Annotated in this window: 15 protein-coding genes; 7 read left to right on the top strand and 8 right to left on the bottom strand. The window is 69.6% G+C overall.

Annotated elements, in window-relative coordinates; all coding sequences use genetic code 11:
• Positions 1-45 precede the first annotated feature (45 nt).
• The 3 genes from DCW30_RS18405 (at position 46) to DCW30_RS18395 (ending at position 3,214) form a co-directional block, all read left to right on the top strand.
• Entirely contained in the window at positions 46-1,026 is a 981-nt protein-coding gene (locus DCW30_RS18405; protein WP_076684728.1) for an ABC transporter permease, read from the top strand.
• An 11-nt stretch (positions 1,027-1,037) separates the two neighbouring features.
• A complete protein-coding gene (locus DCW30_RS18400) occupies positions 1,038-2,063 on the top strand; it encodes an ABC transporter ATP-binding protein (protein WP_076684729.1) in 1,026 nt (341 codons plus the stop codon).
• 110 nt (positions 2,064-2,173) lie between these two features.
• Positions 2,174-3,214 carry an ABC transporter ATP-binding protein gene (locus DCW30_RS18395; RefSeq protein WP_076684730.1) on the top strand — a complete coding sequence of 347 codons (1,041 nt, stop codon included), beginning with the start codon at positions 2,174-2,176 and terminating at the stop codon, positions 3,212-3,214.
• A 2,147-nt stretch (positions 3,215-5,361) separates the two neighbouring features.
• On the opposite strand, the gene DCW30_RS18390 is transcribed toward DCW30_RS18395, so the two are convergent.
• The 8 genes from DCW30_RS18390 to DCW30_RS18355 form a co-directional block, all read right to left on the bottom strand.
• Positions 5,362-5,886, bottom strand: coding sequence for a GNAT family N-acetyltransferase (locus tag DCW30_RS18390; protein WP_076684731.1), 525 nt, complete (start codon positions 5,884-5,886; stop codon positions 5,362-5,364).
• Positions 5,887-5,995: 109 nt separating this feature from the next.
• Positions 5,996-7,162: an ABC transporter ATP-binding protein gene (locus tag DCW30_RS18385; protein ID WP_062780900.1), complete on the bottom strand. Its 1,167-nt coding sequence runs from the start codon at positions 7,160-7,162 to the stop codon at positions 5,996-5,998.
• On the bottom strand, positions 7,155-8,216 hold the full coding sequence (locus DCW30_RS18380) for an ABC transporter ATP-binding protein (RefSeq protein WP_062780899.1): 1,062 nt from the start codon (positions 8,214-8,216) through the stop codon (positions 7,155-7,157). Before DCW30_RS18380 ends, DCW30_RS18385 begins: the two co-directional genes overlap by 8 nt.
• Positions 8,217-8,229: 13 nt before the next feature.
• A complete protein-coding gene (locus DCW30_RS18375) occupies positions 8,230-9,192 on the bottom strand; it encodes an ABC transporter permease (protein WP_062780898.1) in 963 nt (320 codons plus the stop codon).
• Positions 9,185-10,114, bottom strand: coding sequence for an ABC transporter permease (locus DCW30_RS18370; RefSeq protein ID WP_062780897.1), 930 nt, complete (start codon positions 10,112-10,114; stop codon positions 9,185-9,187). The genes DCW30_RS18375 and DCW30_RS18370 overlap by 8 nt, the downstream gene beginning before the upstream one ends.
• 90 nt (positions 10,115-10,204) lie before the next feature.
• Complete coding sequence (locus DCW30_RS18365) at positions 10,205-11,830, bottom strand: peptide ABC transporter substrate-binding protein (RefSeq protein WP_062780896.1); 1,626 nt, start codon at positions 11,828-11,830, stop codon at positions 10,205-10,207.
• 510 nt (positions 11,831-12,340) lie between these two features.
• A complete protein-coding gene (typA, locus tag DCW30_RS18360) occupies positions 12,341-14,215 on the bottom strand; it encodes a translational GTPase TypA (protein ID WP_062780895.1) in 1,875 nt (624 codons plus the stop codon).
• A gap of 324 nt (positions 14,216-14,539) precedes the next feature.
• Positions 14,540-16,885, bottom strand: coding sequence for an ABC transporter family substrate-binding protein (locus tag DCW30_RS18355; protein WP_076684732.1), 2,346 nt, complete (start codon positions 16,883-16,885; stop codon positions 14,540-14,542).
• A gap of 358 nt (positions 16,886-17,243) precedes the next feature.
• Here DCW30_RS18355 and DCW30_RS18350 point away from each other — a divergent pair, with 358 nt between their 5' ends.
• From DCW30_RS18350 to DCW30_RS18335, 4 genes are all read left to right on the top strand, one after another.
• On the top strand, positions 17,244-17,549 hold the full coding sequence (locus tag DCW30_RS18350; protein ID WP_076684733.1) for a hypothetical protein: 306 nt from the start codon (positions 17,244-17,246) through the stop codon (positions 17,547-17,549).
• Between the two features lie 71 nt (positions 17,550-17,620).
• Positions 17,621-18,457 carry a hypothetical protein gene (locus DCW30_RS18345; RefSeq protein ID WP_076684734.1) on the top strand — a complete coding sequence of 279 codons (837 nt, stop codon included), beginning with the start codon at positions 17,621-17,623 and terminating at the stop codon, positions 18,455-18,457.
• Positions 18,457-20,391, top strand: a complete 1,935-nt coding sequence (locus DCW30_RS18340; protein WP_076684735.1) for a fumarate reductase/succinate dehydrogenase flavoprotein subunit — start codon at positions 18,457-18,459, stop codon at positions 20,389-20,391. Before DCW30_RS18345 ends, DCW30_RS18340 begins: the two co-directional genes overlap by 1 nt.
• Positions 20,388-21,158, top strand: coding sequence for a succinate dehydrogenase/fumarate reductase iron-sulfur subunit (locus DCW30_RS18335; RefSeq protein ID WP_062780890.1), 771 nt, complete (start codon positions 20,388-20,390; stop codon positions 21,156-21,158). The genes DCW30_RS18340 and DCW30_RS18335 overlap by 4 nt, the downstream gene beginning before the upstream one ends.
• Positions 21,159-21,398 lie beyond the last annotated feature (240 nt).

Here is a 21,398-nt window from a genome sequence, read left to right as displayed (position 1 = left end):
CCCCGCCCCCGCTCCCCCGTCGGCATCCGTCAGGAAACCTCCGCCATGTTCCGCTTCCTCCTCCGCCGCATCGTCGGCGGCGCGGTGATTCTGCTGATCATCAGCGCCATCGTCTTCCTCCTCTTCTATGCCGCCCCGCGTGACCCCGCGCGTCTGGCCTGCGGCAAGGTCTGTACCCCCGAGACCCTGGCGCTGGTGCAGAAGAACCTGGGGATCGCCGACCCGCTCCCGGTGCAGTACTGGCACTGGTTCGAGGGCCTCTTCGTGGGCCGCGACTACGCGACGTTCGGAAACTGCCCCGCCCCCTGCCTCGGCTACTCGTTCCGCAACAGCGAGCCCGTCCTCGGCACCATCCTGGACCGCTTCCCGACCACCATCTCGCTCTCGCTCGGCAGCGCCGCCGTCTTCGTCGTCTTCGGCGTCGGCACCGGCATGCTCGCCGCGGTCAAGCAGGGCAAGGCGCTCGACAAGATCGCGTCGTCCGCGTCCCTGATCGGCTCCTCGCTGCAGATCTACATCGTCGGCGTCTTCGCCATCTACCTCTTCACCAATCAGCTCGGCTGGCTGGAGCGGCCCTCGTACACACCGTTCACCGACGACCCCGGGGCCTGGTTCGCCGGGCTCCTGCTGCCGTGGATCGTCCTCTCGGTCATCTTCACCGCGAACTACACCCGCATGACCCGCTCCCAGTTGGTCGAGACGCTCAGCGAGGACTACGTCCGCACCGCGAGGGCCAAGGGGCTCTCGTCCCGCACGGTCTTCTTCCGCTTCGCCTGGCGCGGCGCCATGGGCCCGATCGTGACCATCTTCGGCCTCGACCTGGGTGTGCTCTTCGGCGGCGCGATCATCACCGAGAAGACGTTCAACCTGCACGGCATCGGCGAACTCTCGGTCAAGGCCGTGAGCACCAGCGACCTGCCCATGCTGCTCGGCGTCGTCCTGGTGGCCGCGGCGGCGATCCTCATCTTCAACATCATCGTCGACGCGGTGTACGCCCTCATCGACCCGCGCGTGCGCCTCGCCTAGGAGCCGGACCCATGAGCACCCCCTTCCTCTCCGTACGCGATCTGCGCGTCCACTTCTCCACCGAGGACGGCATGGTCAAGGCCGTGGACGGCCTCGACTTCGAGCTGGAGAAGGGCAAGACCCTCGGCATCGTGGGCGAGTCCGGTTCCGGCAAGTCGGTGACCAACCTCGCCATCCTGGGCCTGCACCACAAGGACAGCACCGCGATCGACGGCGAGATCCTGCTCGACGGGCAGGAGCTCCTCACCGCCACCGAGCGGGAGCTGGAGCGGCTGCGCGGCAACAAGATGGCGATGATCTTCCAGGACGCCCTCGCCTCGCTGTCGCCGTACCACACCATCGGCCGGCAGATCGGCGAGACGTACCGCAAGCACACCGGAGCCTCCAAGAAGGAGGCGCGGGCGCGGTCGATCGAGATGCTGACGAAGGTCGGCATCCCGCAGCCCGATCTGCGCGTGGACGACTACCCGCACCAGTTCTCCGGCGGTATGCGCCAGCGGGCGATGATCGCCATGTCGCTGGTCTGCAACCCTGCGCTGCTGATCGCCGACGAGCCGACCACGGCCCTCGACGTGACGGTCCAGGCCCAGATCATGGACCTGCTCAAGGACCTCCAGCAGGAGTTCGGCACGGCGATCATCTTCATCACCCACGACCTCGGCGTCATCGCCGACATCGCGGACGACGTCCTGGTGATGTACGGCGGCCGGTGCGTGGAGCGCGGCAGCAAGAAGGAGGTGCTGCGGGCGCCGCGGCATCCGTACACCTGGGGTCTGCTGGGCTCGATGCCGACCCTCGAAGGCCCGGTGGACGTCCCCCTCTCCCCCATCCCCGGCACCCCGCCGAGCCTCCTGAACCCGCCCACCGGGTGCCGCTTCCACCCGCGGTGCGCGTTCACCGAGCAGGTCGGGGGCGAGCGCTGCTCTCGGGAGCTGCCGCTCCTGGAGATCAACGGGGGGCGGGGCTCCGCCTGCCACCTCACCGATGCGCAGCGGACGGAGTTCTTCGCGGACTTCGCGGGCTCGCGGACCGACTGACGCTGACGCCGCCGTCGCCGTCGCCGCCGCGCAAGGGCCGACTGCCGCTGACGCCGACGCCGTACAAGAACCGACTGACGACCGACGTAATCGAGACGGGATCCACCACGATGAGCAGCACCACACCCCCTCCTCTCCTGGACGTCAGCGGGCTGACCAAGCACTTTCCCGTCATGGGCGGTTTCCCGTTCAAGCGGAGGATCGGTGCCGTGCAGGCCGTCGACGGCCTGGACTTCACCGTGGGCGAGGGCGAGAGCCTGGGCCTGGTCGGCGAGTCTGGCTGCGGCAAGTCGACGACGGGCCGTCTGATCACGCGCCTTTTGGAGCCGACCGGCGGAAAGATCTCCTACCGCGGCCAGGACATCACGCACGCCTCCCGCAAGCAGCTCGCGCCGGTCCGCTCGGAGATCCAGATGATCTTCCAGGACCCGTACGCGTCGCTGAACCCGCGGCAGACGGTCGGCAAGATCATCTCGGGTCCGATGGAGGTCAACGACATCAACCCCGCGGGTGGCCGCGAGGCGCGGGTCCGCGAGCTCCTGGAGACGGTCGGTCTCAACCCGGAGCACTACAACCGCTTCCCGCACGAGTTCTCGGGCGGTCAGCGCCAGCGCATCGGGGTCGCGCGTGCGCTGGCCCTCGAACCGAAGCTGATCGTCGCGGACGAGCCGGTGTCGGCCCTCGACGTCTCGATCCAGGCGCAGGTGGTGAACCTGCTGCAGAAGCTCCAGAAGGACCTGGGCATCGCCTTCCTCTTCATCGCCCACGACCTGGCGGTGGTGCGGCACTTCTCGCAGCGCGTCGCCGTCATGTACCTGGGCCGGATCGTGGAAATCGCGGACCGCGAGGACCTGTACGGCAATCCGCGCCACCCGTACACCAGGGCGCTCCTGTCCGCTGTCCCCGAGGCCACGGCGGACGACACCCCGCGCCGCGAGCGCATCCTCCTGACGGGCGACGTCCCGTCCCCCGTCAACCCGCCCTCCGGGTGCCGCTTCCGTACGCGGTGCTGGAAGGCCACGGAGAAGTGCGCGTCGGAGGACCCGCCGCTGGTCCGGGTGGACGGCAACCGGGAGGGCCACCTGACGGCGTGCCACTATCCCGAGGACACGGCCGGCCTGGCGGTCCCGGCGGCCCGCAAGTCCCTCTGACTCCCGGTCCGGGCCCGGCCCTGACCACTCCGGGCCCCGCCGCCTGGAACCGGCCCGCCCTCCCCCTTGACCCGAGCGGGGCGGGGCCGGTTCTGGGGGCGGTCGGTTCTGGGGGGTGGGTGGGTTCATTCCGCCGGGGCGCTGGTGCGGCCCCCGGGGGCTTTGGCCGGGCGGGGGCGTTGGTTGCTTGCCGGGGCCGCCCGGTTCTGCGGGAGTGTGGCGGTTCCGCCCCGCCAGTGAAGGGCGCTCCGCTTCGCTACGCGTCGGCTGCGCCGATGTCCCTTCGGGCCACCCTTGACTGCCGGCGCTCCACCGCGAGCTGCAAGTGTCCGGGCGGCCGGGGTGGGGCGTCGGGGTCTGGTGGGTTGGGGGTGCGGTTTCCCTGCCGGGTGCGGACTGGTTCTTCTGGCGTGGGCGTCACGGGGTGGCGGGTTGCTGCCGGTCCGGGGGCCTGGCGGAGTGGGTCATCGGCTTTCGCTGCCGAGTGCGGACTAGTTCTTCTGGTGCGGACGTCACGGGGTGGCCGGTGGTCGTCGCCCGTCCGGCGGCCTGGCCTGGGTGGGCCGCCGGCTTTCGCTGCCGGGTGCGGACTGGTTCTTCTGGTGCGGACGTCACGGGGTGACCGGTTGCCGCCCGTCCGGCGGCCCGGCCTGGGTGGGCCATCGGCTGTCCCCGCCGGGTGCGGACTAGTCCTTCTGGTGTGGGCGACACAGGGTGCCGGTTGCCGCCGGGCGAGCGGCTCAGCTTTGGCGGTCATCGACCATCACCGCCGACTGCGGATTGGTTCTTCCAATGCGGGCGTGACGGAGGCTGGTCACCGTCGGCGGCCTGCCCTGAGTGGGTGTCGGCTTTCACCGCCGGGCGCAGACCGGTTCGCCGGTCCCTCGGCTTCGCCCGTGCGCGGGGCCACGCCGCGCGGGGCTTCCGGGTGCAAGCCGTCGCGGCGGTGCGGCGGACGGTACCCGCCAGTGCGTTGCACCGCATCACACCGCATGGCAGTGCAGGGAGGGCTCACTGCCGAAACCGGCTACCTGCTTCTGACCTGCTGTTTCTCTGGCAGCAGGGGGGTGACCTTTGTGCCGTCCCCCCGATCCTTGCGAGTCGGGTCGGGTCGGGTCGCGGGGTGGATTGCCCGTCAGGGCCGCCGGGGGCCTGGACGTCCTCAGCCAAGGCCTCGGCTGGGCAGCCACCGCACGTCCCCAGGCCATCACGCCCCGCCTCCCCGCTCCCGCACCCCGGCCGCGAGGCTCCTGGGATGGCCCGGTGCCGGTGATGGGCCGTCCGTGTCGGGGGGGTGGCGTGGGCGGGACCTACTTTGCTGAGGGCGTATTCGGTGCCGCGCGCGCCCCTCGTAGGGTGAAACGCAACTTGCGCGAAGTTGGTGCCCCGCCCGCCGAGCGGGAGTGGGCGTCCCCTTCCCGGCACACCGCCAGGCGTCGCCCGCCGAACGAGCGCTGCCCCTCACCCGCGCACCGTATGGACCGGACCCCACCCGGCCGCGCCCCTAACACGACCACCGCCCCACGCCGCCCCTTACCCCTCACCCGCGCACCGTATGAACCGGACCGCACCCGGCCACGACACCCGCCACCGCCACCGAAGCGGAGCCGCCTGCCGGGCTGAGCGCTGCCCCTGTCCCGCGCACCGTATGGGCCGGTCGGCAGTCGGCCGTGAGGCCCGGCACTGCCATCGGAGCGGAGCCGCCTGCCGGGCTGAGCGCTGCCCCTGTCCCGCGCACCGTATGGCCCGGACCGCACCCGGCAGCGACACCCGACACTGCCGCCGGAGCCGAGCCGGTCCACCCGGCCGAGCCGCCCCACACCTCGCCGAGGCTGCGACGAACCAGTCCGCACCCGGCAGCGAAAGCCGATGACCCACCCGGCCAGGCCCCCGGACCGGCGGCAACCCGCCACCCCGTGACGCCCACGCCAGAAGAACCAGTCCGCACCCGGCAGGGAAACCGCACCCCCAACCCACCAGACCCCGACGCCCCACCCCGGCCGCCCGGACACTTGCAGCTCGCGGTGGAGCGCCGGCAGTCAAGGGTGGCCCGAAGGGACATCGGCGCAGCCGACGCGTAGCGAAGCGGAGCGCCCTTCACTGGCGGGGCGGAACCGCCACACTCCCGCAGAACCGGGCGGCCCCGGTCACCGAGCAGCGCCCCCGGCCCCCCGAAGCCTCGCGTGCAGTTCCACGTCGTACCGCACGCCCCCGTACACCAGCTTCTCCCGCTGCAGGCCCTCCACCGTGAAGCCCGCCGCCCGCGCCACCGCGCACGAGGCCGGGTTGTTCGTGCGGTGGCCCAGTTCCAGGCGGTGGAGGCGGAGGTCGGTGAAGGCCCAGTCCGTGAGGGCCCGCAGGCCCGCCGTGGCGGTTCCCCGGCCTCGGGCCGCGAGGGACGTCCAGTACGAGACCCAGGCCGTGCCGTGCACGCGGTTCACCGCGCTCACCGCCACGTTGCCCAGCGGCACGTCCGCCTCGTCCACTACCGCGAAGGCGTACGCGGTCCCCGCCTCCCGGTCCGCCGCCCGGCGTTCGATCCAGCGGGACGCCGCCGCGAGGGAGTCGACGGGGCGGTCCGCCTGGCGGTCCATCTCCGGGGCCGAGAAGGCCGCCAGGACCGTGGCGGCGTCCCCCGGCCGCCAGGCCCGCAGGGTCGGCTGGGTGAGCACGGCGTGCCTCCTGGTGGGAGTGAATACGCGATACGTGAGGGCGCCCCCGGCCGAAAAACAGCCGGGGGCGCCCTCATTCACGTACGGCCGAAGGACCGTGGCAAGCGGATTACGCCGCCGTCACCACGTTCTTCTCCTCCGCGAAGTGGCACGCGGACTCGTGCGCCGCGGGCGTGTCCTGGCCCTTGAAGCGCTCGGGGACCGCGAGGAGCGGGACCTCCTCGGCGCACTTGTCCTCCGCCTTCCAGCAGCGGGTGCGGAAGCGGCAGCCCGACGGCGGGTTGGCCGGGGACGGGACGTCGCCGGTGAGGATGATCCGCTCGCGGCCCTCGCGGGCCTCCGGGTCCGGGACGGGGACCGCGGAGAGCAGCGCCTGCGTGTACGGGTGCGTCGGGTGGTCGTAGATCTGCTCGTCCGAGCCGATCTCCGCCATCTTGCCGAGGTACATCACGCCCACGCGGTCCGAGATGTGCCGGACGATCGACAGGTCGTGCGCGATGAAGAGGTAGGACAGGTTGAACTCGTCCTGGAGCTTCTCCATCAGGTTGATGACCTGGGCCTGGACGGAGACGTCCAGGGCCGAGACCGGCTCGTCGCAGATGATGATCTCGGGGTTGAGGGCCAGACCGCGCGCGATGCCGATGCGCTGGCGCTGGCCGCCCGAGAACTGGTGCGGGTAGCGGTTGATGTACTCCGGGTTCAGGCCGACGACGTCCAGGAGCTCCTGGACCTTCTGCCGGCGCGACCCCTTCGGGGCCACCTCGGGGTGGATCTCGAAGGGCTCCCCGATGATGTCGCCCACCGTCATACGGGGGTTGAGCGAGGTGTACGGGTCCTGGAACACCATCTGGATGTTGCGGCGGACCGCCTTCAGGGCGCGGCCCGTCAGCTTGGTGATGTCCTGGCCCTTGTAGAAGACCTCGCCGGCCGTGGCCCGCTCCAGGGTCATCAGGAGCTTGGCGACCGTGGACTTGCCACAGCCGGACTCGCCCACGATGCCCAGCGTCTCGCCCTGGTACAGGTCGAACGAGATGCCGTCGACCGCCTTGACGGCGCCGATCTGCTTCTTGATCAGGATTCCCTGGGTGAGAGGGAAGTGCTTGACCAGGTTGCGGACCTGGAGGATGGGCTCGCCGCGCTCCACCGGGGCCTCGATGGCCGCGACGGCCTCGGTCTCGGTGGAGGCCTCGGCCTTCTCCACGTCGGAGACGTTCGGGGTGGCGTCGGCGGGCCCGTCCGTCTTCGAAGTCTTCGAAGCCTTCGTCGGCTCAGCCATGGATCGTCTCCTTCCAGAAGTGGCACGCGCTGCCGCGGCCCGGCAGCTCCGTGCCGTCCTGCTCGGTGACCGACACCAGGGCCGGGATCTCCGTGCGGCAGACGTCCTGCGCCTTGGGGCAGCGCGGGTTGAACGCACAACCGCTGGGGATCTTGAGCAGGTTGGGCGGCAGGCCCTTGATCGCGTAGAGCTCCTGGCCCTTCTGGTCCAGGCGCGGGATCGAGTCGAGGAGGCCACGGGTGTACGGGTGCGCGGGGCGCTTGTACAGCTCGTGGACGGGTGCCGTCTCGACGATGCGGCCCGCGTACATGACCGCGATCTTGTCCGCGACGTCGGCGACGACGCCGAGGTCGTGGGTGATGAGGATCAGGCCCATGTTGTACTCACGCTGCAGCTCCGCGAGCAGGTCCATGACCTGGGCCTGGACCGTCACGTCGAGCGCCGTGGTGGGCTCGTCCGCGATGATCAGGTCGGGCTCCAGGGCGAGCGCCATCGCGATCATGATGCGCTGGCGCATGCCGCCGGAGAACTGGTGGGGGTAGTCGTTCACCCGCTCCTTGGCGGCCGGGATCTTGACCTTGTCCATCAGCTCGACGGCCTTGGCCTTGGCTTCCTTGCGGCTCAGGCCCTCGTGCACCCGGAACATCTCGCCGAGCTGGTAGCCCACCGAGAGGACGGGGTTCAGCGAGGAGAGCGCGTCCTGGAAGATCATGGCGATCTTGCGGCCGCGGATCTTCCTGCGCTCCTCGCCGGACATCTTCAGCATGTCCTGGCCGCGGAAGAGGATCTCGCCCTGCGGGATCTTTCCGGGCGGCATGTCGAGGATGCCCATGATGGCCTGGGCGGTCACGGACTTGCCGGAGCCCGACTCGCCGAGGACGGCGAGCGTCTCGCCCGCGTCCACGCTGTAGTTGACGCCGTTGACGGCCTTGACCACACCGTCGCGGGTGTGGAACTCGACGTGCAGGTCCTTCACGTCCAGGAGGCGGCCACTCTTCTCCTCGCCCGAGCGGGGGGCGGGGATCGAGTCTTCCTTGATGTCGATGCTGGTCACGTTTACGCCTCCCTCAGCGCAGCTTCGGGTCGAGGGCTTCGCGTACGGCGTCACCCATCATGATGAACGCCAACACCGTGATGCTCAGCATTCCTGCCGGGAAGAACAGCGTGTGCGGGTTGTTGCGGATGTCGGCCAGGGCGTCGGAGATGTCCCCGCCCCATGAGAGCGCGTCGCCGCCGAAGCCGAGACCCAGGAAGGACAGCGTCGACTCCGCGACGATGTACGTGCCCAGGGCGATGGTGGCGATGACGATGACCGGAGCGATCGCGTTCGGCAGGATGTGCCGGAACAGGATGCGCTTGGTGCCCGCGCCGAGCGCCTTCGCCGCCATGACGTAGTCCGCGTGCCGGGTGGTGATCACCGCGCCGCGCATCACGCGGGCGATCTGCGTCCAGCCCAGGAAGGCGAGGGCGCCGGTGATGACCCAGACGTTCCGCTCGGTGAAGGCGTTCAGGACGACCATCGCGCCGAGCAGGAACGGGATGCCGAAGAAGACGTCCGTGAGGCGCGAGAGCAGGCTGTCGATGAAGCCGCCGAAGTATCCGGCCAGCATGCCGACCAGGCCGCCGAAGACGGTGACCAGGATGGTCACGCCGAAGCCGACCACGATCGAGTTGCGGGCGCCGTAGACCACGCGGGCGTAGATGCTGCGGCCCTGGCGGTCGTAGCCGAACCAGTCCGGCTGGAAGACGTGACCGAAGTTCGGCTTCTGCAGGAAGTGGTTCGTCAGGTCGCCGGACCGCGGGTCGGCGCTGGTGAACATGCCGGGGAAGGCCGCGACCAGCAGGACGACGAAGATCAGCAGCGCGGAGACGATGAAGAGCGGCCGGCGGCGCAGGTCGCGCCAGGCGTCGCCCCACAGGCTGCGCGGCTTGCCCGCCGCCTCCACGGTGTCCACGGCCTTGGCGTCGGCGTCGGCGATCGCCACGGCGTGTGCCTCGTCCGTGGCCGGGGTCTTGGTGAGGTCAGGCATAACGGATCCTCGGGTCAAGAACGGCGTAGAGCAGGTCGACGACGAGGCTCGCGAGGAGGTACACGAGCACCAGGACCGTCACGATGCCGACGATGACGGCGCCCTCACGGTTGCCCAGCGCGTCGAACAGCAGGTTGCCGACACCGGTCACGTTGAAGATGCCCTCGGTGATCACCGCGCCGCCCATGAGGGTGCCGATGTCGGTGCCCAGGTACGTGACCACGGGGATCAGGGAGTTGCGCAGCAGGTGCCGGGTGATGATCCGGTGCCGCGGGAGCCCCTTGGCGACGGCGGTGCGCATGTAGTCGGCCTGCCGGTTCTCCGCGATGGAGGTCCGGCTCAGGCGCGCCACGTACGCGAGGCCGACGAGGCCGAGGACGAGCGCCGGCAGCAGGAGCTGCTGGAAGTTCTCCGAGTCCTGCACCGTCGGTGTCACCCAGCCGAGTTCGTTGCCGAAGATCAGCTGGAGGAACAGGCCGAACACGAAGATCGGGACGGAGATCACGAGGAGCGTGAAGAGCGTCACGGTGTTGTCGACGAGCCGGCTGCGCTTCACGCCGGCGAGGACGCCGAGCGCGATGCCGATCACGAGCTCGAACGTCCACGCCATGACGGCGAGGCGCATCGAGACAGGGAAGGCCTGCTTGATCTCGTCGAGGATGGGCCTGTTGCCCGCGATGGTCTTGCCGAAGTCACCCTGCAGCAGCCCGCCCATGTAGTGCAGATACTGCTGCCAGAGCGGCAGGTCGAGACCTCGGTCGTGCCTGATCTGCGCGACCTGCGCCGGGTCCGGCGGCTTGTCGCCCCACAGCGCCCTTACGGGGTCGCCGGGGAGCACGTTGACCATCAAGAAGATCAACAGGGTGGTCCCGATGAACACCGGGATCATCTGGAGCAGTCGCCTCGCGACGTAGCGCCCCATGTGGTGCCTCCGTCCATTGCGGAGCCGTCCGTGAAGCGACGCCCGGGGTCGCCGGGCGTCGCTTCACTTCGGACGGAACTCCGACGACTACTACTTCTCGAAGACCTGGACCTCGGAGAGGATCGGGTCACCGGCCTGGTCGAACTCGACGTTCTTGACGTTGTTCGAGTGCGCGGAGAGCGTCTTGTTGTACCAGAGCGGGATGCCGGGGAAGCTGTTCTGCAGCTCCTTCTCGGCCTCCTGGTACAGCTTCGCGGACTCCTCGATCGTCTTCGCCTTGTCGGCCTTCGCGGTCAGGGCGTCGAACTTCTTGTCCGAGAAGCCGCCCTTGTTGCCGTCGACGCCCGTGCCGTAGAGGTCGGCCAGGAAGTTGCCGTTGAACGGGTAGTCGAGCACCCAGCCGGAGCGGTAGATCGACTTGACCTTCTTCTGGTCACGGATCTCCGTGTCGGCCGCGAAGTCGGTCACCGGGTCGCCGACGCACTGGACGCCGGTCGACTTGGTGATGCTGTTGCAGACCGCGACGACCCAGTCCTTGTGCGGCTGGTCGGCGTTGTACTGGATGGAGATCTTGTTCCCGGGAACGCCGCCGCCGGCCTTGATGGCGGCCTTGGCCTTCTTCGGGTCGAACTTGCAGTACTCGCCGCAGGCGTCCTTCGTCCAGCCCTTGACGCCCTTGGCGACCCAGCCGGTGGCGGACTCACGCGTGCCGTGGAAGACGGTCTTGGCGATGGTGTCGCGGTCGATCGCCATCGACAGGCCCTGGAGGACCTTGACGTCGATGTCCTTCCACTGCTTGGTGTAGAAGGCGGGGTTGATCGTGTTGATCGCCGAGAAGTCCTGCTCGATGGCGCGGTCGCCGAAGTCCTGCTTGAAGTTGGCGATCTCGCTGTTCGGCACCAGCGGCATGGTGTCGACGTTGTCCGACTTCAGGTCGGCGTAGGCGGCCGTGTCCTTGGAGTAGGCCTTGAAGTTGATGCCGCCGTTCTTGGGCTTGTCCTCGCCCTTGTAGTCGGACCAGGCGGTGACCTGGATCGACTTCTTGTGGTCCCAGCTCTTGAACTTGTAGGGACCGTTGCCGACCGGCGACTCGCCGTACTTCTTCGGGTCCTTCAGCGCGGCCGAGGGCAGCGGGAAGAAGGGCTTGTAGACCAGCTTGTACGCGTAGTACGGGATGCCGTTCTTCAGCGTGATGGTGAAGGTGTTCTCGTCGACGACCTTCAGGCCCGACATGGCCTTCTTCTTGGCCTTGCCCTTGGCCGGGTGCACGTCGTCGTAGCCGACGATGTCGCGGTACCAGGAGCTGTTCTGCTGACCGTTGGCCGGGTCGGCCGCCCAGTTCCAGGCGTCGACGTACGACTTGGCGGTGACGGCCTCGCCGTTGTGGAACTTCCAGCCCTGCTTCAGCTTGACCGTCCACACCTTCGAGTCCTTGTCGGGAGTGACCGACTCGGCGTTCTCGTAGGTGATGTTGCCCTGCTTGTCGTAGTGGACAAGCCCGGTGAAGAGAGCGTCGATGACGACGCTGCCGTACGCCTCCATGGTGTTGGACGGCTGCAGGGCGTTCTGCGGCTCACCGTTGGCGTAGCTGACGATCCCCTTGGGGTCGACCTTCCCGCTGTTGCCGTTGTCGCTGCCGCCGCCACCACAGGCGGTGGCACCCAGGGCCACAACACCGGCTATCGCGACCCACTTGGCGCTCTTGGCACCACGCATGGGGTTCCTCCTCATGAGTCCACTTGTTCACTACAAGAGGGGGTACGAGTGATCGCGCCGACACCCCTGACGGCGAAGATCGAGTACCCCAGTGTGCTCGTGAGTCGGCGCTCCCCACAGCGCGTGACCCATTGACCCGAGCTATACGCGGTCAACTATTAGCCATGAGGTACCGGTCGACCACACCCTTTTGGTCTCGGTTCAATCACACCTGGCACGTACAACTTCCAAAATCCGGACAAACCGATCCGATATAGATGGTTGCGAAACGGACGTGTTACACATCTAACGGTCAGTGACGTCCGGATACCGGACGTTTCCCCGTCGAAAAGGAGTTGCCGCGGGCGTCTGCACGCGACAGTGGCCACACCGTACCGCCAGCGCAAACGCGAAAGGCCGGCTTCCGCCGAGCTCCTGGCAGGAGCGGCGGAAACCGGCCTCATACGCCTCACAGGCGCCCCGGGAGGTTTAGCGGGGCCCTGGAGCGCCCCCGGGCCGGGGGCGCGGACGTCAGTTGTGCTTGGCGCGCGAGGCGGTGCGGCCGCGCTCCTTCTGGTCCAGGACGACCTTGCGGATGCGCACGGTCTCCGGGGTCACCTCGATGCACTCGTCGTCGCGGCAGAACTCCAGGGACTGCTCCAGGGAGAGCTTGCGCGGCGGCACGACGTTCTCCGTGGAGTCCGCGGAGGCGGCGCGCATGTTGGTGAGCTTCTTCTCCTTGGTGATGTTCACGTCCATGTCGTCGGCGCGCGAGTTCTCACCGATGATCATGCCCTCGTACACCTCGGTGCCGGGCTCGGTGAAGATGACACCGCGCTCCTGGAGGTTGATCATCGCGAACGGCGTGACCTTGCCCGCGCGGTCGGCGACCAGGGAGCCGTTGTTGCGCGTCTTCAGCTCGCCGAACCACGGCTCGTGGCCCTCGAAGATGGAGTGCGCGATGCCGGTGCCGCGGGTCTGGGTCAGGAACTCCGTGCGGAAGCCGATGAGGCCGCGGGACGGCACGATCCACTCCATGCGGATCCAGCCCGAACCGTGGTTCGTCATGGTCTCCATGCGGCCCTTGCGGGCCGCCATGAGCTGCGTGATGGCGCCGAGGTGCTCCTCGGGCGAGTCGATCGTCATGCGCTCGATCGGCTCGTGGACCTTGCCGTCGACGTCCTTGGTGACCACCTCGGGCTTGCCGACGGTCAGCTCGAAGCCTTCCCGGCGCATGGTCTCGACGAGGATGGCGAGCGCCAGCTCACCGCGGCCCTGCACCTCCCAGGCGTCGGGGCGCTCGGTGTCGAGGACGCGGAGCGAGACGTTGCCGATCAGCTCCTTGTCCAGGCGGTCCTTCACCTGGCGGGCGGTGACCTTGTGGCCCTTGCCGCCCTTGCCGACCAGCGGCGAGGTGTTCGTGCCGATGGTCATGGAGATCGCCGGCTCGTCGACCGTGATCAGCGGCAGCGCGATCGGGTTCTCGGGGTCGGCCAGGGTCTCGCCGATCATGATGTCCGCGATGCCGGCGATGGCGCAGATGTCACCGGGGCCCGCCTTCTCGGCCGGCTTGCGGGTGAGCGCCTCGGTCATCATCAGCTCGGTGATGCGGACGTTCTGCTGGGTGCCGTCACGCTTGATCCACGTGACCGTCTGGCCCTTGCGCAGCTCGCCCTGCTCGACGCGGCAGAGCGCGATACGGCCGAGGAAGTTGTCGGCGTCCAGGTTGGTGACGTGGGCCTGGAGGGGGGCCTCCTCGTCGTACTCCGGAGCGGGGACGTGCTCCAGGATCGCGGTGAAGAACGGCTCCAGGCTGTCGCTGTCGGCCGGGACGGTGCCGTCCTCCGGCTTGGTCAGCGAGGCGATGCCGTCACGGCCGCAGGCGTAGACGATCGGGAACTCGATCTGGTCCTCGTCGGCGTCCAGGTCGAGGAAGAGGTCGTACGTCTCGTTGACGACCTCGTCGATCCGGGAGTCCGGACGGTCGGTCTTGTTGATGCACAGGATGACCGGCATCCGGGCCTGGAGGGCCTTGCGGAGCACGAAGCGGGTCTGCGGAAGCGGACCCTCGGAGGCGTCGACGAGGAGGACGACCGCGTCCACCATCGACAGACCGCGCTCGACCTCGCCACCGAAGTCGGCGTGGCCGGGGGTGTCGATGATGTTGATGGTGATCGGCTCGCCACCATCCTTGGGGTGGTACTTGACGGCCGTGTTCTTGGCCAGGATCGTGATGCCCTTCTCACGCTCCAGGTCGTTCGAGTCCATCATGCGGTCGTCGAGCGACTCCGCGGCGTGGGCGGCGAAGGCGCCGGCCTGCTTGAGCATGGCATCGACGATGGTCGTCTTGCCGTGGTCGACGTGGGCGACGATGGCGACGTTACGAATGTCATGGCGCGTGGGCATACGAGCTGCGCTTCTCCCGGGTAGTGGACGGCGGCGCGTACGGTCCGGTACGCGTGCCCTGCCGGGCAGACAACACGCCACGGCCTCACCCCATTCTACGGGGCCCGGACGGAGGCAGCCTCCGCGGGGGGGTTCCGGGCAGCTCCGTACGGACGCCCGGCACGCGGCTCTCAGGGGTGAAATACCAGGTCAATGGGTGGTTACGACCTTGCCCGCCGGGGTGGCCGACGGGCAAGGGAGTTGAGCTGAATCTGAGCACCAGTTCGGTGAAGAGATGGTGTACGTCACCTGGACGGGGCGTGGGCCGCCGCGCTCGTCACCTGGTCACGGCTGCGGCGCCGGGACGGCCGCCCGCCGCGCCCCCGGCTTCAGGAAGCCGATGTCCTCGTAGTGCGGCGCCTGGAAGCCGAAGGCCCCGGCGTTGACCAGGTTCGGCCGGGCCGCCATGAGCTGGGGGCGCTGGTAGAGGGGGATGGAGCCCGCCTCCGCCCAGATGCGGGCGTCCGCCTTCCTGACCAGCGAGCGGGACACGTCCTCGTCGAGCTCGCCCATCGCCTGGTCGAAGAGCTGGTCGATGTGGTCGGTGCCCACGCGCGTGTAGTTCTGCTCGACGTTCAGGGAGCCGTCCGCGGCGGGCACCGGCTTGGCGAAGATCGGGCGGGCGTCGGTGGCGGGGAAGGCGGAGGCGGGCCAGGAGTAGAGGGCGAGGTCGTACTGGCCGGACGCGACGTGGTCCTTGAAGTAGCTGTCGTCGGAGACCTTCGAGGTCTCGGTGCGCACGCCGATCTTCTCCAGCATCCGCGAGATCCGGTCGGCCACCGCGCGCAGCTGCTCCGAGCCGTGGCCGGAGGGCAGGACGAAGCGCAGGGTCAGGGGCTTGCCGTCCTTGGCGAGCGGACCGCCCGCGGCGGGCGCGGCGGTGCCCTTGGGGGCGTACGCGCCGGGGACACCGCCCTTGGCCTGGTCGCGTGCCGGGGCGCCGGCCTCCTTCTCGGCCCTGGCCTCGGCCTGGGTCCGGTGCTCGCCCGGCTCCTTCTTCTTCTCCTTGTCGGTCTCGTCCGGCATCGCCAGGACGTCGGCCTGGCGGGTCAGCGCGGCCTTCTGGTAGGCCGCGGCGGGCGCCGGGGCGAGGACGGAGACGTGGCTCTCGCCCGGCTTCCCGTCGTCCTCGCCGACGATGTACGTGCCGTCGTCCGCCTCGGAGCCGGACCCCGAGCCCGACTCCCCCTTCTCCGCGCCGGCCTCGCCCTTCTTCTTCTCCTTCTCCTCGGCCTTCTCCTTGTCCGCGCCGGGGTCCTTGTCCGTGTCCTTGAGCTTGTCCTTCAGGGCGCCGCCCGGCGTCCAGCCCGCGTCGGCGAGCAGCGCCCGCGCCTCCGCGGTGTCCTGCTTGCCGAGGGCCCCGCTGTTGTCCGCGTACGCCTCCTGCCCGGCGAGTGCCAGGTGGCTGCCGACCGGCTCGGCGGGCAGGCCGAGCGGCTTCAGGACGGCCTTGGCGATCTCCTCGCGGTCCAGGGCACGGGCCACCGCGCGGCGCACCCTGTCGTCGGCGAGCGGGCCCTCGGAGCCGTTGAGGGCGAGCTGGGTGTAGGCGGGTTCGAGGGACTTGCGGACCTCGTAGCCGCGCAGGCCCGCCTGTTCGTCCGCGTACTTCTTGACCGCCTTGCCGGTCTTCTCGCGCGCCTGCGCCTCCGCCTCCGCGGCCTCCTCGTCGGAGCCGTGGGCGATCGCCCAGGAGCGCAGCGCCTTGGCCGGGGTGAGGTCGGAGCCGGGGCCGTGGGCGGGCGGGCCCTGGGCGCCCTTGTCGCGGGCGGCGAGGGCGATCCGCTCGGCCTCGGGCGCGTCGACCTCGGCCAGGTCGACGGTGCCCTTGACCAGTGCCTCGGCCCGCTCGTCGCGCGGCACCTCGCGCAGCACCAGCTTGCTGAGCTTGGCCGGCCGTCCCCACCAGCGCGGATTGCGCTCCAGGGTCACCGTGCCCGCCTTGCTGTCGATCCGCGTGAGGGCGAAGGGGCCCGCGGTGGCCTTCAGCTTGCGGCGGGCCCCGTCGTTGAAGGAGTCGGGGCTGCCCATGACCTGCTTCGGGTACAGCGGGGAGAACAGGGACCGCCAGTCCGCGTACGGCTTGGCGAAGGTGACGCGCACCTCCAGGTTGTTCGCGCCGCGCTCGATCTTCTCGATGCGGTCGTAGCCGGCGTTCCGCGCCGTCCAGTACGCGGGGTCCTTGCCGGACAGGGCCCGCCACTGCGCGGCGAAGTCGTCGGCGCCGATCTCCCGGCCGTCGCTCCAGACCGCCTGCTGGTTCAGCCGGTACAGGACGACCTGCTTGGGCTCGCGCTCGATGACCTTCGCGGACTCCAGGAAGTCGGCGTTGCGCTGCGCCCTGCCGCGCGCGTCGAGGCGGAACAGGGACGGCAGGACGGCTCCCGTGACGCGCGAGGTGCCCGCGTCGGCGTCGGACTGGAAGCTGTTGAGCGTCTCGGGCAGGTCCTCCACCGCCCAGTTCATGGTGCCGCCGTCGGCGACGCTGTCCCGGGCCGCGGGCGCGATGTCCTGGCGCGCGACCGGCCGGCTCCCGTGGTCGCCCGAGGTGCATCCGGCGAGGGCGGGCAGGGCCAGCACCCCCGTCGCGAGGAACACGACAGATCCGACTCTGACGCGGTCGTGGGACATGGCTGGTACCTCCGGGGTCCAGGCTCGTCCGGCCACTACCGGGACCGGGCCGGGTTTGATCACGTTTGGCGGTATATGGAGCTGATCACATCTATCGCCACACTGAAGGGGACCGGAGCGGCCGTGCGCCGGAGGCGCGGCGTGCGGGGGCGCGGATGCCACCCATGTGGCCCAACGGGCGCCAGGGGATCGCCGGCGGTCCCGAACGGGCGTCTTCGACGCGATCGGAGCGTGATCCGGCGCATTCACCGTCCTCGATCCGGCAATCGGTGCAGATCTCTTCACAAGCCGGGATGTGACGCGCGACACTCGCAGCCGCATGAGCGTTGCCACCGCACACCTGAAGTGAGGGCAAGTCATGGCTCTGCACGAAGAACTGACGGCCGTTCAGCGCTGCGTCGACGACTTGGTCCGCACCGTCGCCAGGCTGGAGCAGCAGTCCGGCGACCGGCTGACCGCCGTCGACGTACGCCGCGTACGCACCGACACCGACCGGCTGCGCGAGAGCGTCGACCTGCTGCGCTGCTCGGCGACGCCTCCCGTGCCGCCGCGCGGGCCCGACCTCGTGACCATCTCCGACACGCCGTACGACACCGCGCTGTGGGCGAACGCCGGGGACCTCGACGACGAGGGCCTCGGCGCGCGCGACCGGCACGCTCCCTGAGCCGCCGTCCCACCGCCCCGTTCAGAGCCTCTCTCCCGCAACCCGAGGTACGCCAGGACGAAGGAGCCTCGTTGGCCACCGGCACCGACCCCCGACCGAAGAGCGGAACGGCCCCCGGCGGCGGAGTGCGCGACGGCACACGCGCCGCGATCGCCGCCGCCCATCTGCGGACCGACCGATGGTGGCTGGCGCCCGCGGCGACCGCCGCCGGACTGCTCGCCTTCGTCGTCTACTCGACCTGGCGGGCGTTCGCGAACGCGGACTACTACCAGGCGCCCTATGTGTCGCCGTTCTACTCGCCGTGCCTGGCCGACAACTGCGCACCCATGCGGTCGGGCCCCAACTGGGAGATCTTCGGCAACTGGTGGGGCCTCTCCCCCGCCCTGCTGATCCTGATCTTCCCCCTCGGCTTCCGGCTGACCTGCTACTACTACCGCAAGGCCTACTACCGCGGCTTCTGGGCCTCGCCGCCGGCCTGCGCGGTCGCCGAGCCGCACAAGAAGTACTCCGGTGAGACGCGCTTCCCGCTGATCCTGCAGAACATCCACCGGTACTTCTTCTACGCGGCGGTGCCGGTCGCCGTCATCCTCACGTATGACACCGTGCTGGCCTTCCGCGACGAGCACCACGCGTGGGGCCACATGGGCCTCGGCACCCTCGTCTTCCTCGTCAACATCGCGTTGATCTGGGCGTACACCCTCTCCTGCCACTCCTGTCGGCACATCGTCGGCGGCAAGCTGAAGCACTTCTCCAAGCATCCGGTGCGGTACCGCGTGTGGCAGTGGGTCGGGCGACTGAACGCCCGTCACATGCAACTGGCCTGGGCGTCGCTGGTGAGCGTCGCGCTCGCCGACTTCTACGTGTACCTGCTCGCGTCCGGCGCCTTCGACGATCCGAGGTTGTTCTGATGGCAGAGGTGGAGCGACAGCAGTGGGACGTCGTCGTGGTGGGCGCCGGGGGCGCGGGTCTGCGGGCCGCGATCGAGGCGCGTGAGCAGGGCGCCCGTACCGCCGTGATCTGCAAGTCGCTGTTCGGCAAGGCCCACACCGTGATGGCCGAGGGCGGCATCGCGGCCTCCATGGGCAATGTGAACTCCGGCGACAACTGGCAGGTGCACTTCCGCGACACCCTGCGCGGCGGCAAGTTCCTCAATCAGTGGCGGATGGCCGAGCTGCACGCGCGCGAGGCGCCCGACCGGGTCTGGGAGCTGGAGACCTGGGGCGCCCTGTTCGACCGTACGCCGGACGGACGGATCTCCCAGCGCAACTTCGGCGGGCACGAGTACCCGCGCCTCGCGCACGTCGGCGACCGCACGGGACTTGAGCTGATCCGCACGCTCCAGCAGAAGATCGTCTCCCTCCAGCAGGAGGACTTCCGCGAGCACGGCGACTACGAGGCGCGCCTGAAGGTCTTCCAGGAGTGCACGGTCACGCGCGTCCTGAAGGACGGTGACCGGGTGAGCGGGACCTTCTGCTACGACCGCGAGTCGGGCCGCTTCTTCGTCCTCGAAGCGCCCGCCGTGGTCCTCGCGACCGGCGGCATCGGCAAATCCTTCAAGGTCACGTCGAACTCCTGGGAGTACACCGGAGACGGCCACGCGCTCGCGCTGCTCGCCGGAGCGCCCCTGCTGAACATGGAGTTCGTGCAGTTCCATCCGACGGGCATGGTCTGGCCGCCGTCGGTCAAGGGCATCCTCGTCACGGAGTCCGTGCGCGGCGACGGCGGGGTCCTGCGCAACTCCGAGGGCAAGCGGTTCATGTTCGACTACGTCCCCGACGTCTTCAAGGCGAAGTACGCGCAGTCGGAGGAGGAGGGCGACCGCTGGTACGACGACCCCGACCACAACCGCAGGCCCCCCGAACTGCTCCCCCGCGACGAGGTCGCGCGCGCCATCAACGCCGAGGTCAAGGCCGGTCGCGGCTCACCGCACGGCGGCGTCTTCCTCGACGTGTCGACTCGGATGCCCGCCGAGGTCATCAAACGGCGGCTGCCGTCGATGTACCACCAGTTCAAGGAGCTGGCGGACGTCGACATCACCGCGGAGGCGATGGAGGTCGGGCCCACCTGCCACTACGTGATGGGCGGCATCGCGGTGGACTCCGACACCGCCGCCGCGCGCGAGGTGACCGGCCTCTACGCCGCGGGCGAGGTCGCGGGCGGCATGCACGGCTCCAACCGGCTCGGCGGCAACTCCCTCTCCGACCTGCTGGTCTTCGGGCGGCGCGCGGGCCTGCACGCGGCCAGGTACGCGGCGGGGCCCGGCGCCGACGACCGCCCGCGGGTCGACGAGGTGCAGGTGGACACCGCGGCGGCCGAGGCGCTGCGGCCGTTCAGCGCCGAGGGGCCGGAGGACGGTTCCACGCCGGAGAATCCGTACACGCTGCACCAGGAGCTCCAGCAGACCATGAACGACCTGGTCGGCATCATCCGCCGGGAGGCGGAGATGGCGCAGGCCCTGGAGAAACTCGCCGAACTGCGGGTACGGGCGCGGCGGGCCGGCGTCGAGGGGCACCGCCAGTTCAACCCGGGCTGGCACCTCGCACTCGACCTGCGCAACATGCTCCTGGTCAGCGAGTGCGTGGCGCGCGCCGCCCTGGAGCGCACGGAGAGCCGCGGCGGCCACACCCGGGAGGACCACCCGGCGATGGACCGCGAGTGGCGGCGCGCCAATCTGCTCTGCCGCCTCGCCGACCCCACCGGCGGCCTCGCGGCCACCGACGCGGTGCGCGGCCAGATCGACCTCGTCCGTGTGACGACCGAGCCCATCCGCCCGGACCTGCTCGCCCTCTTCGAGAAGGAGGAGCTGGTCAAGTACCTGGCTGAAGAGGAGCTGTACGAGTGAGTTCGTACGAAGCGCGATTCAAGGTCTGGCGCGGGGACAGCGCGGGCGGCGGCCTGGAGGACTTCGCGATCGAGGTCAACGAGGGCGAGGTCGTCCTCGACATCATCCACCGCCTCCAGGCCACCCAGGCGCCCGACCTGGCGGTCCGCTGGAACTGCAAGGCGGGCAAGTGCGGTTCGTGCTCCGCGGAGATCAACGGGCGGCCCCGGCTGATGTGCATGACGCGCATGTCGGTCTTCGGCCCCGAGGAGGTCGTCACGGTCACGCCGCTGCGGGCCTTCCCCGTGGTGCGTGACCTGGTGACGGACGTCGGCTTCAACTACGCCAAGGCGCGGGAGGTCCCCGCGTTCGTGCCGCCCGAGGGCCTGGGGGCGGGCGAGTACCGCATGCAGCAGGTGGACGTGGACCGTTCACAGGAGTTCCGCAAGTGCATCGAGTGCTTCCTGTGCCAGGACACGTGTCATGTGGTGCGCGACCACGAGGAGAACAAGGGCGCGTTCGCGGGGCCGCGGTTCCTGATGCGGGTCGCGGAGCTGGACATGCACCCGCTGGACGCGGCCGCCGACTCCGGGATCGACCGCAAGCGGGCGGCACAGGACGAACACGGGCTCGGCTACTGCAACATCACCAAGTGCTGTACGGAGGTCTGCCCCGAGGGCATCAAGATCACGGACAACGCGCTGATCCCGCTGAAGGAGCGGGCGGTCGACCGGAAGTACGACCCGCTGGTCTGGCTGGGGAGTCGGATTCGGCGGCGGGGCAAGTAGGCCGGCCCGCCGGGGGCGTCCGCGGGGCGGCTACCGGGTGGGGCTTGTGGTTGCCCGTGGGGACGAACGCGGGCGCGGGCTGCCGCCTTCGCGCCCCTGAGAGGCTCTGGGGGACTCCCCCAGGCGGCGAATCCGTGCTTTCCCCCATGGTCGCGGGGCGGGTGCCGCGATCACCATGGGGTCATGACTTCTTCTCCGGGATGTGCGGGTTCGGTGGGTGTGGTGGCTCCGGCGGGTTCT

It is taken from the genome of Streptomyces alfalfae, from assembly GCF_004127445.1.
Lineage (GTDB): Bacteria > Actinomycetota > Actinomycetes > Streptomycetales > Streptomycetaceae > Streptomyces > Streptomyces alfalfae.
Note: the sequence above shows the minus strand (reverse complement) of the source record. Positions and strands in the feature narration are given on the sequence as shown.

Excerpts from the sequence above, each read along its gene's own strand:
- DCW30_RS18385 (WP_062780900.1), bottom strand. The coding sequence starts at position 7,162 with ATGGCTGAGCCGACGAAGGCTTCGAAGACTTCGAAGACGGACGGGCCC.
- typA (WP_062780895.1), bottom strand. The coding sequence starts at position 14,215 with ATGCCCACGCGCCATGACATTCGTAACGTCGCCATCGTCGCCCACGTC.
- DCW30_RS18355 (WP_076684732.1), bottom strand. The coding sequence starts at position 16,885 with ATGTCCCACGACCGCGTCAGAGTCGGATCTGTCGTGTTCCTCGCGACG.
- DCW30_RS18340 (WP_076684735.1), top strand. The coding sequence starts at position 18,457 with ATGGCAGAGGTGGAGCGACAGCAGTGGGACGTCGTCGTGGTGGGCGCC.
- DCW30_RS18350 (WP_076684733.1), top strand. The coding sequence starts at position 17,244 with ATGGCTCTGCACGAAGAACTGACGGCCGTTCAGCGCTGCGTCGACGAC.
- DCW30_RS18370 (WP_062780897.1), bottom strand. The coding sequence starts at position 10,114 with ATGGGGCGCTACGTCGCGAGGCGACTGCTCCAGATGATCCCGGTGTTC.
- DCW30_RS18400 (WP_076684729.1), top strand. The coding sequence starts at position 1,038 with ATGAGCACCCCCTTCCTCTCCGTACGCGATCTGCGCGTCCACTTCTCC.
- DCW30_RS18405 (WP_076684728.1), top strand. The coding sequence starts at position 46 with ATGTTCCGCTTCCTCCTCCGCCGCATCGTCGGCGGCGCGGTGATTCTG.
- DCW30_RS18395 (WP_076684730.1), top strand. The coding sequence starts at position 2,174 with ATGAGCAGCACCACACCCCCTCCTCTCCTGGACGTCAGCGGGCTGACC.
- DCW30_RS18375 (WP_062780898.1), bottom strand. The coding sequence starts at position 9,192 with ATGCCTGACCTCACCAAGACCCCGGCCACGGACGAGGCACACGCCGTG.
- DCW30_RS18365 (WP_062780896.1), bottom strand. The coding sequence starts at position 11,830 with ATGCGTGGTGCCAAGAGCGCCAAGTGGGTCGCGATAGCCGGTGTTGTG.